The organism is Neobacillus rhizosphaerae, from assembly GCF_050477885.1.
In the GTDB taxonomy this organism is placed as follows: Bacteria; Bacillota; Bacilli; order Bacillales; family Cytobacillaceae; genus Neobacillus; species Neobacillus rhizosphaerae_A.
This window is the reverse complement of sequence record NZ_JBCNAC010000137.1, coordinates 33,854-46,551: the sequence shown is the minus strand read 5'-3', so window position 1 is coordinate 46,551 and position 12,698 is coordinate 33,854. Positions and strand designations below refer to the sequence as shown.

11 protein-coding genes are annotated in these 12,698 nt (G+C 42.1%); 9 read left to right on the top strand and 2 right to left on the bottom strand.

Annotated features, from left to right (window positions below; genetic code table 11):
* Positions 1 to 141 precede the first annotated feature (141 nt).
* The 7 genes from ABES03_RS18835 (at position 142) to ABES03_RS18805 (ending at position 8,911) form a co-directional block, all read left to right on the top strand.
* Complete coding sequence (locus ABES03_RS18835; RefSeq protein ID WP_430119518.1) at positions 142 to 1,095, top strand: MBL fold metallo-hydrolase; 954 nt, start codon at positions 142 to 144, stop codon at positions 1,093 to 1,095.
* Positions 1,092 to 2,612 carry a class I adenylate-forming enzyme family protein gene (locus ABES03_RS18830; protein ID WP_430119516.1) on the top strand — a complete coding sequence of 507 codons (1,521 nt, stop codon included), beginning with the start codon at positions 1,092 to 1,094 and terminating at the stop codon, positions 2,610 to 2,612. Before ABES03_RS18835 ends, ABES03_RS18830 begins: the two co-directional genes overlap by 4 nt.
* 24 nt (positions 2,613 to 2,636) lie before the next feature.
* On the top strand, positions 2,637 to 3,530 hold the full coding sequence (locus ABES03_RS18825; protein WP_430119513.1) for a R2-like ligand-binding oxidase: 894 nt from the start codon (positions 2,637 to 2,639) through the stop codon (positions 3,528 to 3,530).
* Positions 3,531 to 3,587: 57 nt separating this feature from the next.
* Positions 3,588 to 5,111 (top strand): aldehyde dehydrogenase family protein, encoded by a 1,524-nt coding sequence (locus tag ABES03_RS18820; RefSeq protein WP_430119510.1) that lies wholly within the window; start codon positions 3,588 to 3,590, stop codon positions 5,109 to 5,111.
* Positions 5,112 to 5,130: 19 nt separating this feature from the next.
* Complete coding sequence (locus ABES03_RS18815) at positions 5,131 to 6,342, top strand: iron-containing alcohol dehydrogenase (protein ID WP_430119508.1); 1,212 nt, start codon at positions 5,131 to 5,133, stop codon at positions 6,340 to 6,342.
* Between the two features lie 315 nt (positions 6,343 to 6,657).
* Positions 6,658 to 7,869 (top strand): acyl-CoA dehydrogenase family protein, encoded by a 1,212-nt coding sequence (locus tag ABES03_RS18810; protein ID WP_430119580.1) that lies wholly within the window; start codon positions 6,658 to 6,660, stop codon positions 7,867 to 7,869.
* A gap of 187 nt (positions 7,870 to 8,056) precedes the next feature.
* Positions 8,057 to 8,911, top strand: a complete 855-nt coding sequence (locus ABES03_RS18805) for a GNAT family N-acetyltransferase (protein WP_430119505.1) — start codon at positions 8,057 to 8,059, stop codon at positions 8,909 to 8,911.
* A gap of 45 nt (positions 8,912 to 8,956) precedes the next feature.
* Here ABES03_RS18805 and ABES03_RS18800 read toward each other — a convergent pair whose 3' ends face one another.
* Both ABES03_RS18800 and motA read right to left on the bottom strand, forming a co-directional pair.
* Positions 8,957 to 9,718, bottom strand: a complete 762-nt coding sequence (locus ABES03_RS18800; RefSeq protein WP_430119503.1) for a flagellar motor protein MotB — start codon at positions 9,716 to 9,718, stop codon at positions 8,957 to 8,959.
* Positions 9,702 to 10,505: a flagellar motor stator protein MotA gene (gene motA / locus ABES03_RS18795; protein ID WP_430119577.1), complete on the bottom strand. Its 804-nt coding sequence runs from the start codon at positions 10,503 to 10,505 to the stop codon at positions 9,702 to 9,704. The genes ABES03_RS18800 and motA overlap by 17 nt, the downstream gene beginning before the upstream one ends.
* 295 nt (positions 10,506 to 10,800) lie before the next feature.
* Here motA and ABES03_RS18790 point away from each other — a divergent pair, with 295 nt between their 5' ends.
* Both ABES03_RS18790 and ABES03_RS18785 read left to right on the top strand, forming a co-directional pair.
* Positions 10,801 to 11,643, top strand: coding sequence for a CheR family methyltransferase (locus tag ABES03_RS18790; protein ID WP_430119501.1), 843 nt, complete (start codon positions 10,801 to 10,803; stop codon positions 11,641 to 11,643).
* Positions 11,612 to 12,649 (top strand): protein-glutamate methylesterase/protein-glutamine glutaminase, encoded by a 1,038-nt coding sequence (locus ABES03_RS18785; protein ID WP_430119498.1) that lies wholly within the window; start codon positions 11,612 to 11,614, stop codon positions 12,647 to 12,649. Before ABES03_RS18790 ends, ABES03_RS18785 begins: the two co-directional genes overlap by 32 nt.
* The last annotated feature ends 49 nt before the right edge of the window (positions 12,650 to 12,698 follow it).

Genomic DNA, 12,698 nt, shown 5'->3' with positions numbered 1-12,698 from the left:
TAAGGGTTCTACGCGACCGAAACAGCTAAAAAAACGAAAAAAAGGTCTCCTATAAGGGTTCGAAGCCACCAAAACTTCTTGAAATTCAAAAGATTTGGCGCATTCCAGGCCTCTTATCGTTCAGAAGGGAGGAGCCGTTACATGTTTAAAATTGTTCCTCTAGAGCTACAAACACACTTTGCCGAAGGAACGGTCAATGCCTTCTTGGCCATTGGGGAAACCGTTACCTTAGTGGATACCGGAAACCCTGGCAGAGAGTCCTATCAACAGTTAAAGAATCAACTACATAATCATGGCATTCAACTAACAGATATTGATCATATTGTCCTCACCCATATTCATATAGACCATGCTGGTGCCATTCCACATCTTCAAGAAGAAGTCGATATTCCTATTTTTGTACATGAACAGGCGGCCGGGTCCATCAACACTGGTCTTCAAGAGTATGAAAGAGTACAGCAATTTTTTGACCAGTTTGTAACAAGCTGTGGTGCCGACCCGAAAAAGCATATTATTAAGCGTCCATTTCATGAGGAAATTTGGCGGAATGTTACTTACTTAAAAGAAGGAGACCTGGTTTCTCTAGGTGGCAGGGAATTTGAAGTGGTCCATGTTCCTGGTCATAGTCAATGTGATCTGTTGCTGTGGTGCCGTGAGACGGGGGAAACATTCGCTGGTGATCATTTATTAAAGGCCTTTTCCGTGAATGCCTTTATTGAACCGCCAAATCCGGGGGAGCTGATTCGTCCGCGACCATTATTACAATATAGGGATTCGATGAAAAAAGTCAGTCGGCTGCCTCTAGGAACGGTATATCCCGGCCATGGGGAGGTATTTACTGATCACGTATCATTAATCAAAACAAGATTGAATGAACAGGAAAAGCGCTGTAAACAGATTCTATCCATTCTTGATAGTGGCGAAAAAAGTATTTTTGAGATTTGTAGCGTGATGTATCCTCGATTAAATGGTAGAACGGTGTTTTTGGGGCTATCTCAAATCCAGGGTCATTTAGATTTGCTTGAGCAAAGACAGCAAGTAAGTTACGAAAAACAAGGTTCCATAGTGGTGTACCGAAGGGAGCGGATTGGATGAAGCTTAAGGAGTTACTTGAAACAAATATTACTAATTTTGGAGAGTACCCTTTTTTATTTTTCAAAGAGAAATCCTACACAAATGTGGAAACGAAACACTATGCAGACCAATTTGCACAAGGATTACGGAAACTTGGAATAAATAAGGGCGACCGAGTCATGATTTGCATGCCAAATTGTCCGGAAGTCCTCTTCTCCTATCAAGCGATCACAAGAGCAGGTGCCATCATTGTACCAGTCATGTTTACTTTACACCCGAAAGAGCTTCACTATATCGCGGAAAAATCTGGAGCCAAAGCTGTGATTACCTCCTCGTATGTGTTAGCTAATGTGGAAAAATCGCTTGAAGGATTAACAGTGAGACCAGAGTTAATTGTGGTCGACCAGGCTTCGTCGAGTCAGGTGAAAAATTTTTACGAGGTGATGGTTCAGGACAATTGTCCTCTAGATGAAGGGGTGACAGAAGAAGATACCGCAGTGATTTTATACACCTCTGGAACAACAGGAAATCCAAAAGGAGTTCTCTTGACCCATAAAAACTTATTTTCCAATGCTGAAAATTCGGCAAAACATAACGAAACGGAGCGCGGAACAACACTTGGGGTTCTACCGCTTGCTCATGTCTATGGTCTGACGGTGTCCAATGTATGCTACTTAACAGGCAGTTCGATCGTAGTTTTTTCAAGCTTTGATGTAACAGAAGTGTTTAAAGCCATTGAAACCTATAAGGTTCGGACGTTTTCCGCGGTTCCGGCGATGATTCATGCGATGTTATCCTTTCCGGGGGCGGATCAATATGATACATCCAGCCTGGAATCGGTCGGTTCGGGTTCAGCGCCGTTACCTGTTGCGCTGCTCCATGCGTTTGAACAAAGGTTTGGAGCGAAGGTGTACGAAGGCTATGGATTATCTGAAGCTGCACCGGTTGTGACGGCCCACCGGAAAGGGATTGAAATCAAACCAGGCTCTGTTGGCATTCCGATTCCAGGGGTAGAAGTAAAGGTAGTCAATGAAGAGGGCGAGGAGCTTCCCGCCGGTGAAGTGGGGGAATTGGTTGTCCGCGGTGACAATGTCACGCCAGGTTATTATCAAAATTTAGAGGAAACTAGCCGTGTGTTAAAGGAAGGGTGGTTATTCACTGGAGATATGGCGCGAATCGATGATGAGGGCTATGTCTATATTGTTGACCGGAAAAAGGACTTAATTATTCGCGGCGGCTTTAATGTCTACCCACGTGATGTAGAGGAAATTCTTAACGGCCATGAACTGGTGTTTGAGGCGGCTGTTGTTGGTGTTCCTGATGAGCGAATGGGCGAAGAGATGGTAGCTTGTGTCGTGAAAAAGCCAGGTTCGGAGGTAACGGAAGCGGAATTGATTCGCTATTGTCAGGACCATTTAGCGAAAAATAAAACGCCGAGAAGAATTGTTTTTCTAGAGGCGTTGCCTAGAAATGGCGTCGGGAAAATTTTAAAAACACATTTACGCCAAACTGCGTCTGAAATTGTTATCCAACCGTAAAGGGAAATGAGGGGGAATATCGTTATGGAAAAAAGAACTATTTTAACAACAAGCTCGAGGGGTCTGCTGGAGGATTCCTTCCCGTATCGACTTTATCAAAAAGCAAAACGATTAGGCACCTGGAATCCTGCTGATATTGATTTCAGTCAGGATCAACGTGATTGGAAAGCGATGAATGTTGAGCAGCAGCAGGATATTTTGCGCCTAATCTCTCAGTTTCAAGCGGGTGAGGAAGCGGTTACTCTCGATTTGCTACCGTTGATTATGGCGATTGCTAAAGAAGGCAGGCTTGAAGAAGAGATGTTTTTAACGACTTTTTTATTTGAGGAGGCGAAGCATACAGAGTTTTTCCGACTTGTATTGAATGCGATTGGGGAGAAGGGGGATCTCTCCCATTTCCATACAGAGACCTATCAGAAGATTTTTTATGAAATTTTACCGACGGCGATGGAACGTCTCGTTATCGATCAGTCTCCTGAAGCGATTGCTGAGGCATCTGTCGTGTATAACATGTTTGTTGAGGGCGTGTTAGCTGAAACGGGTTATTTCTCGTTTTATGCTGCTTTAGAAACAGCCGGGATTATGCCAGGACTGCTTGAAGGCATTGGGAATTTGAAGAAGGATGAGTCGAGACATATTGGTTACGGTACGTTCCTTCTGCAACGATTGATTTGTGAGCACCCACATCTTTTTGATTTTGTTGCGGCTAAAATGGGCGAGTTGACGCCACTAGCGATTCGTCTAAACCAGGAAGGCATCGCAGGGAGGGAGGTCAGTGCGTTCGGCGGGAATCCTGATGACATCATGAATTTTACTCTCAAACAACTATCCGTCCGAATGGAGATTTTAGCGAGAGCCAAAGGCAAAAAAATCGAAGAGATTTATAGATATTCAGATAGTGAGTTAGGGGTTTTGTAAAAATAAGTTTCGGTGACAAAAAAAGTAGTTTTCGAAGATTAATGAGGAGGAGTTACGATGACAGTTCAAGTTGAGGTGCAAACATTTCCCCATTTTATCAATGGAAAATGGGAGCCAGCCAGCAGTCAGGAAACCTTTGATGTGTTCAACCCTGCCACTGGGGAGCTAGTGGCTAAGGTAGCAAAAGGAAACAAGGAGGACGTGGATCGCGCGGTTATGGCTGCACTCGAAGCATTTGACCAGGGTGACTGGAAAAATATGAAGCCGAAGGATCGAGCCAATGTTCTTTATGCGATTTCCTATCAAATTGCCGAGCATGCCCAAGAACTCGTCTACTTAGAAGCGATTAGCTCCGGCGGAACGGTACGCCGAATCGGTAACAGTGACATTTTACAAATGGTTGACTTGTTCCAAACGTTAGCGAAATTCACGTTAGAGTATCCGTTTTCGGAAACGCTTCCTGTCCCTCCGTTCCCAGGACCGGCTCACAATTTTATCTGGCGTGAGCCAATCGGCGTGTGTGCTGCCATTACGCCATGGAATCTCCCAATGGTCATTGCAACCTGGAAGATTGCACCGGCGTTGGCCATGGGGAACACCATCGTCATTAAGCCAGCAAGCTATACACCGCTATCCACTTTGAAACTAGCAGAATTGATTTCTGCCGTCGTGCCTCCAGGTGTCATCAACGTGGTAGCAGGTCCAGGTGCTGAGGTGGGTGAAGCATTAGTCAGCCATCCAAAGGTAGATAAAGTGGCTTTCACCGGTTCAACAGAAGTGGGCCGAAACATTATGGCGCTTGCTGCAGGTACGATTAAAAATACCACCTTGGAGCTCGGTGGAAAGTCGCCCAATATTATTTTAGAGGATGCGGACCTAAACATCGCCCTTCCTGGAAGTTTGTTCGGAGTGTTTTTGCACTCAGGTCAGCTTTGTGAATCTGGCACACGTTTATTTGTCCCAGATAAGCTCTATGATCAAGTGGTTGAAGGATTAGTGGCACTCGCCAGCAAAATAAAGCTCGGCAATCCACTTGATCCGACAACTGACGTGGGTCCGGTTATTTCTAAAAAGCAAAAGGAATCCATCCTTTCCTATATTGAATCAGGCAAAGAAGAAGGTGCTACGCTTGCTTGCGGAGGGAAGGAAGTGAAGGTGGCTGGCTGTGAAGAAGGTCATTTCATTGAGCCAACCATTTTCACGAATGTAACCAATGATATGAAAATTGCTCAGGAGGAGATATTCGGTCCTGTTTTATGTGTCATCCGCTACTCCGATTTAGATGACGCGATTAAAATGGCGAACGATACGATTTATGGTTTAGCAGCTGGTGTGTGGACCCGAGATGTGAATAAAGCTTACGAGGTGGCTAGAAAACTTCAGGCTGGAGTGGTTTGGATCAATGACTGGCATATGCTTCGCAGTGACGCTCCGTTCGGCGGTTACAAGCAAAGTGGAATCGGCCGTGAAATGGGTCAGCATTCCCTAGATGCCTATACACAGGTAAAACATGTTCATACAAGCATGAGTCCAGAGCTTGAGAGACGCAACTGGTACGGTATTCTTTTTGGCCAAAACTAATGAAGAGGTGAAGATAACCATGAAAACAACCTTATCACAGTTCATGTTACGTACGGGAATCTATAGCGGCTCTAATTCACGGGCGATGGTTCCTAGTTTATTTGCCGGCCTTGGTGCCAAACGAGTTCTGTTATTGAGTGATAGAGGATTAGAAAAAGCAGGAGTCGTCGAAAAAGTAGCATCCATTTTTGACTTAACAGGTCATGGAAGCGGTCCTCAATTAGTTGGTATGTATCTTGATATCAAACAGGATGCCGAAAGTAGCTGCATTAATGATGCAGTCCGGTATGCACGAGAGATTGGCGCTGATTCGTTATTGGCAGTGGGCGGAGGCAGTGTGCTTGATACGGTAAAAGGAGTGAAGTATGCCCTTCACAAAGGGTTAGCCGATATTAAGGAAGCTATTCCTGGTGGCTTATTGTACGAGTCTTTTCCTAAGGCAAATTATATCCCGATTCCGCACATCGCAATTCCAACGACCGCGGGTACGGGTTCAGAGGTTTCTCCAATTGCAGTAATTTTTAATGAAGATATTCAAATGAAAACGAATATTATCAATCCATTTATCAGTGCAGATATGGCGATTTTGGATCCTGATTTAACAGTCGGCCTACCGCCACTGATAACGGCCTTTACTGGGTTTGATGCTTTAACCCATGCGATTGAAGCATTAGCCTCACCTACTGCTACGGGCTTAACGGATGCGTATGCCCTGCATGCCATTCGTTTAATTGAAAAAAATCTACCTGTGGCCGTGGCCGACGGGGGGAACCTGGATGCGCGCATGGATTTATTGCAGGCTAGTTTAATGGGAATCACTGCGTTCAGCTTTGCTTTGAATGCGATTCCAGTTCACAACATGGCTCACGCCTATGGTGCTTTATTCCGAATCCCACACGGCCTGGCAAATGCTGTCTTTTTACCGGTAGTAATGGAAATGGTACCAGATTTATATTTGCCGAAGGTGGCTGAGTTAGCTCAGGCATTGAATGTGGATGTGGAGGGTGATGATACTTCGGAGGTGGCACTAGCAAAGATTGTAGAGAAAATCAGATTGCTGCAGCATAAAGTGGGCTTACCAGCTGATTTCAAACAGTACAATATTAGTGAGGAGGCGCTTCAAGGCGCGATTCCAGCTGTAATGAAGGACCCAGCGGCATTAAGCTTCCCTATGCCAGCAGAGATGATAGCGGCGATTGGGCAGAAGGTTTGTCCGGTTGGGGTGAAGTAAGGTTGGGGACAGTCCCCCGGTGCGATAGTGCGTTAAAGTGAATCATGTGCAAAGGTGCAGGTTTCTGTACCTTTGCTTCTCTTTTTATAGTCTTGTTTTTTCTAAAACTGGGGTAATTTTACCATATATTGTCTTTTGACGCAAAAGCACTTAAAAATGGCACAAATCGTTGTGAAAATCGCACAAAAGTATCAGGAATCGGCACAAAACCACTGAAAATCGGCACAAAGCCAGCCGAAAATGGCACATATAACAAATTAAGCAAAAACGATGCCCAATTTCAAACCAAAACACGATTGGAGATGGAGCAAAATGATGGATTTTTCCTATTCAGAGGAGCAAGAATTGTTAAGAAAGACTGTTCGCCAGTTTGTGGACAAGGAGATTATGCCGTATATTCGCGAATGGGATGAAAGTCAGCATTTTGAGACAAGCATTTTAAAACGGCTCGCAAATCTAGGCCTAATGGGAGTCTGTATCCCTGAGCAATATGGTGGCAGTGGAATGGACTACAACTCATTGGCGATTGTCTGCGAGGAATTAGAACGCGGGGATACAGCTTTCCGTACAGCCGTATCCGTCCATACTGGTCTAAATAGCATGACACTCCTGCAATGGGGCAATGAGCATCAAAAGCAAAAATATCTCACCGCACAAGCAAAAGGCTATAAGGTTGGCGCCTTCGGACTAACGGAGCCGAATGCCGGGTCAGATGTGGCTGCGATGCAGACAACCGCCACCAAACAAGGTGAGTATTACATATTAAACGGATCAAAAACATGGATTTCTCTATGTGATGTCGCGGATTACTTCTTAGTGTTCGCCTACACCGATAAAAGCAAAAAGCACCACGGCATTTCTGCCTTTATCGTAGAACGCGAGTGGGAAGGGTTTTCCTCAAAGGCCATCAAAGGAAAGCTTGGCATCCGCGCTGGTAATACTGGCGAGCTCTTTTTTGATAATGTCAAGATTCCAAAAGAAAATCTGGTCGGGGAAGAAGGAGAAGGATTCAAAATTGCCATGTCAGCCCTTGATAATGGCCGGTTCACAGTAGCTGCCGGTGCCTGTGGGACAATCATGGCCAGCCTTGAAGCGAGCTTGAAATATTGCCATGAACGAAGCACCTTTGGTAAAGAAATAGGAAGACATCAGCTTGTACAGCAAATGATTGCAAAAATGGAAGCAGGGTTGCAACAGTCCCGGTTACTAGTTTTTAGAGCTGGATGGCTGAAAAATCAAGGAAAACGCAACACACGTGAAACTTCTCTAGCTAAATGGCAGGCCTGTGATTATGCCTATGAAGCAGCCAATGATGCCGTTCAAATCCACGGTGCATACGGTTTTTCCAATGAGTATCCGGTGGAACGATACTTAAGAAATGCAAAGGCCCCAGTGATTTATGAAGGAACACGCGAAATCCATACCGTTATGCAGGCAGAATATGTCCTTGGTTACCGAGAGGATAAACCACTATCCAAGTCCTTGCCAGCATGGCCGTTTCAGGAAGTAGAAGAAGTGGTTAAATAAACACGTCATCCAAAACCCATTATGAAGCATAATGGGTTTTTTTGAATAATCAAAAAATGGTTGCAAATGGAAGCGTTTTTTGATTTAATTAAAATAAACTGAACAGTCGGTTTTAGGCGCAAAAACATTTTAAAGCGGTTGAATAATGTAACAGCAAATTCCATAATTTTTTCATAGGAGGGGTGTTATGAACTTACAAATTAAGAGATTAACAGAATGTACGATACAAGAAATTATTACCGCCTGGAATAAAGGCTTCGAAGGCTATTTTGTTCAACTGGAAATGACACCTGAGATGTTTTTCAATCGTCTGGTCAATGAAGGACTTTCGTTACCGCATTCCATTGTTGCCTTTGATGACATGGTGCCCGTGGGCATTGTCTTAAATGGATTTAGGGTAATCGATGGGAAAAAAACTGCCTGGAATGGCGGTACTGGTATCGCTACGGAATATCGGGGCAAAGGGGTTTCCACTTTACTCATGGAAGAGATTCTAAAAATCTATGAGGAGGAAGGCTACGAGGTCGCTACCCTTGAAGCGATTAAAGAGAATGAGAGAGCGATCCGTTTGTATGCGAGGTTCGGCTATGAAGTTACCGATTCCCTTGTCTATGTAGCTGGTACTCTCGAAGGGAAAAATAACTCTCGCTTACAAACCGAGTTTATTCGTCCTGAGCAGCTACCAACCTACTCTTTTTATAAACAAAATATTCCATGGCAGTGTCAGTGGCAAAGTGTAAAGGCTGGTGAGGCACAAATCTATTTTGACGGAGAACAGAATCCAGTTGGCTATTCACTTTTTAAAAGAGTATGGAACCAAGAAGGGAAGCTTGAGAAGGTATTTTTATTTCAGGTGGAAATGTTGGGAGAGGTAACGGATGAGACATTCCAAGCAGTTTTCGCAGCCATAACAGAACAACAAACCCATCCAGTCAGCTTTATGACCGTCAATGCCTCTCAATCAAATCCAGTCATCCAATACTTGTTTGAGCAGGGCTTTAAGAAAACGACAGAGCAAGTACAGATGGTGAAAACCTTATAAATTCTAAAAGCCAGCTTCCTCTTAAAAAAAGGAAACTGGCTTTTTTCACCCTTTACGCAGGATCACGATATTTACGCGGCGATTTGCCTGTTTGTGTTCTTTCGTATCGTTTGGAAAGAGTGGCTGGTACTCACCGTATCCAACAAATTGCAAACGTTCTTTAGCAATGCTCTTTGATTCAAAGAAATGAAGAACGCTGACAGCCCGGGCAGAGGAAAGCTCCCAGTTAGACTGATACTTCGAATTTTTTATCGGAACATTATCTGTATGTCCTTCAATACTAATCGGATTAGTTACAGTTTTTGATAATCCAACTAATACATCAAGTGTCTTAAATGAACTAGCTTTTAAATCTGCGTTTCCAGGATCAAAAAGAATAACATCTTTTAACGAGATTTCTACTCCGCGTTTTGTATCTTGAAGAGAAATTACTGCTTCCAAATGGTTATCATTAATGTATTTTGTTAATTGTTCCTTAAGCTGGTTAAGCTCTATTTCTTCTTTACTTTGTGCGGGAGCAGCTTCAGGAGCCGTTGCTTGTTCCTGTTGATCAGTCTTTTCGTCTGATTCCTTATCCGAAGGTTTAATGGAGAGTCCAGAATCCTTATTTTCAATTTTGGTTCCAGTTAATTCAGATTTAAAAGCTTCCATAATAGACTCATATTTAGCTTTATCAACAGTACTGGAAGCAAATAAAACAATGAATAAAGCCAAAAGTAGAGTTAGAATATCAGCATATGGAATCAACCAGGATTCATCGATATGTTCTTCATGCTCTTCGTCAAAATTTCTACGCTGTTTTCTCATTCGCTACTTCCTCGTTTACCTTCTCAATCTTTTTACGTTCATTTGGCGCAATGTAGACAGTTAGCTTCTTTTCTAATGCGCTTGGAGATAGTCCTTGATAAACAGCAAGCAATCCTTCAATTGTAAGAAGCTTAAATTCCTGCTCGCGTTTTGAAAGACGTTTCAATTTATTAGCAAGAGGGTGCCACATAACATAACCCGAGAATATTCCAAGCAAGGTTGCAATAAATGCTGCAGAGATTGAATGTCCCAATTTTTCTACATCATTTAAATTTCCAAGTGATGCGACCAGACCTATTACAGCCCCAAGTACTCCTAAAGTTGGAGCATATGTGCCCGCTTGGGTAAAGATAAGGGCTCCTGTTTTGTGTCGTTTGTCAATTGCCGCTACTTCCTCTAATAAAACTTCTTCTATGAACTCAATATCATGGCCGTCAATAATCATTTCCAGGCCTTTTTTGAAAAAGGGATCTTTCGTTTCACCAGCAATTTCCTCAAGCGCTAAGAGTCCTTCTCTTTTCGCGATTTCAGCACATTTTACTAAGCTGGCAACCTGTTCAGACTTTGATGGCTGTTTTGGCTCAAATAGAGCAATTTTTAGTATAATAGGAAACTTTTTTATCTCGCTAAATGGAAATGCTATTAAAACTGCAGCCGCTGTGCCTCCAAAAATAATGAGATATGCTGCCGGATTGTTTAATGCAGATAGGGAGGCTCCTTTTAATACCATACCGACACCTATTGCTAGTAACGCCAATATAAAACCTATAATACTAGACATCATAATCTCCTTTATTGTAAAAGTTTTGTAATGTAATTGTACGCTAATCGCAAATTTTCGACAATAATGTTTTTTGTTTTATTTTGATTCAATCAAAATGTTTTTGTTAGTTCTTTCGAAAAAATTCTATTTGACGGTTACCTATTTATCTAGTAATTTTATACTACATATTTGATTAAGTTGAAGTATGAGAGGCAACTAAGAACGGTTTATATAAACTACATAAAAGAGTGTGTGAAATAGAAAACATTGCTGCTCCTATTATTTATATGAAAGTGTAGCGAGGAAAAAGGTGATACACATGCTAGAGAATGGGTTATTAAGATTAAGCCAAATGGTATATGACTATTGTGGATTGGGATATCATGATCGTCTTCCAATTCTTAAAGATAAAATTTCTAAACGGATCATGGAATTAGGAATAACCTATGAGGATTATTGTGGATTTTTAACAACATCAGCTACGGAATGGGATATTTTAATAGACCTATTAACTATTAATGAAACTTATTTTTATCGAGAAGAGGAACAATTAAACGAGTGTTGTTCATTTGTACTGCCATTATTGAAAAGTAGAAATATAAACCGCCCACTTAGGATATGGAGTGCTGCCTGTTCAAGTGGTGAGGAGCCCTATACACTAGCTATGTTAATACAGGAGACTGGTCTGTTTTTACCCGGGACAGTAGAGATTATTGCAACTGATATAAATAAGAAGGTTCTTCAGAAAGCGGAGAAGGGATGGTATCATAATAGTTCTTTCGCTTTTCGACGAATTCCTGAAAGCTTATTAAAAAAATATTTTATAGAAGAAAATGGTGGATACCAAATTAAAGCATCTACTAAAAGAATGGTAAAGTTTCAGCATTCAAACCTCCTTAACCAAGAAAAGGTTGCTGAAATTGGCGAAGTAGATATTATTTTTTGCAGGAATGTTTTGATCTATTTTGATCGAGATAAAACTCAACAAGTGATTCGTAGTTTATATCAAAATTTAGCACCTGATGGATACTTGTTTCTTGGCCATGCTGAATCGATAACAGATACGAACATGGGATTACAAAAAGTGCGCTCTGATAAGAGCTTTTATTATCGAAAGGAATCTGATTCGAATGAAACAATACGGAGTATTAGTAGTCGATGACTCTGCTTTTATGCGGAGGGCCATAAGTCTAATGCTGGAAACGGACCCTCGATTTTTTGTAATTGGAATTGCAAGAAATGGAGTGGATGCAGTTGATAAAGTTAAACGACTAAAACCCGATCTTGTTACAATGGATATAGAGATGCCCGAAATGAACGGCCTTTGTGCATTGGAGCAGATAATGAAAACAAATCCTGTTCCTGTAGTCATGATTAGCTCCCGGACCGGAGAAGGGGCTCAAGAAACTTTACAAGCTCTATCACTAGGTGCGGTGGATTTCTTTTTAAAAGAAAACCTGATTAGAAATCAGAACGGAGACGATCAGAGTATAGACTTTTTACAGCGCTTAGCAGGGATAGTAGAAGCTAAACTTCCTTCGGTTATATCAAAAATTAAATTGCCTGAAATGGAAGTAAGCATTGAAACTAACCAAAATACGGAACTTATTTTTATTGGCTGCTCAACCGGGGGACCAAAAGCGTTACAAACGATTTTACCTTGTTTTCCGAAAGATTTTCCCATCCCTATTGTCATTGCACAACATATGCCACCTGGTTTCACTAAGCATTTGGCTGAAAGATTTGATTCCATATGTCAAATGGAGGTACAAGAAGCTCAAAACGGAAAAGAAGTTAAACCAGGGACGATATATATTTGTCCTTCAGGGTACCAAACCCGTTTTGAAAAGATTGCAGGGACTATCGTATTCAAAGTGGACGATTGTGATCTGGTGAATGAATTATATAAGCCATCCATTGATATTACTCTCCGTTCAGCCGCTCCTATTTTCACCGATAAATTGTTATCAATCATTTTGACAGGAATGGGCGTCGATGGTGCAAAAGGATGTGGGGAGGTAAAAAAGTATAACGGAAAGGTGTTTGTAGAATCAGAAGAATCCTGTACAGTATATGGCATGCCGAAAGCTGTATTGGAAGCTGGTTTTGCAGATGGACAATTTGTTTTGTCGCAGATGTATAGTAAGATTACTTCTTTTTTATTGTAATTTAGAGAGAACAAGTAGTATCTCGGGATGCTGCTTGTTTTTTTCATAT

Excerpts from the sequence above, each read along its gene's own strand:
- ABES03_RS18825 (WP_430119513.1), top strand. The coding sequence starts at position 2,637 with ATGGAAAAAAGAACTATTTTAACAACAAGCTCGAGGGGTCTGCTGGAG.
- ABES03_RS18785 (WP_430119498.1), top strand. The coding sequence starts at position 11,612 with ATGAAACAATACGGAGTATTAGTAGTCGATGACTCTGCTTTTATGCGG.
- ABES03_RS18835 (WP_430119518.1), top strand. The coding sequence starts at position 142 with ATGTTTAAAATTGTTCCTCTAGAGCTACAAACACACTTTGCCGAAGGA.
- ABES03_RS18810 (WP_430119580.1), top strand. The coding sequence starts at position 6,658 with ATGGATTTTTCCTATTCAGAGGAGCAAGAATTGTTAAGAAAGACTGTT.
- ABES03_RS18800 (WP_430119503.1), bottom strand. The coding sequence starts at position 9,718 with ATGAGAAAACAGCGTAGAAATTTTGACGAAGAGCATGAAGAACATATC.
- ABES03_RS18830 (WP_430119516.1), top strand. The coding sequence starts at position 1,092 with ATGAAGCTTAAGGAGTTACTTGAAACAAATATTACTAATTTTGGAGAG.
- ABES03_RS18815 (WP_430119508.1), top strand. The coding sequence starts at position 5,131 with ATGAAAACAACCTTATCACAGTTCATGTTACGTACGGGAATCTATAGC.
- ABES03_RS18805 (WP_430119505.1), top strand. The coding sequence starts at position 8,057 with ATGAACTTACAAATTAAGAGATTAACAGAATGTACGATACAAGAAATT.
- ABES03_RS18790 (WP_430119501.1), top strand. The coding sequence starts at position 10,801 with ATGCTAGAGAATGGGTTATTAAGATTAAGCCAAATGGTATATGACTAT.
- ABES03_RS18820 (WP_430119510.1), top strand. The coding sequence starts at position 3,588 with ATGACAGTTCAAGTTGAGGTGCAAACATTTCCCCATTTTATCAATGGA.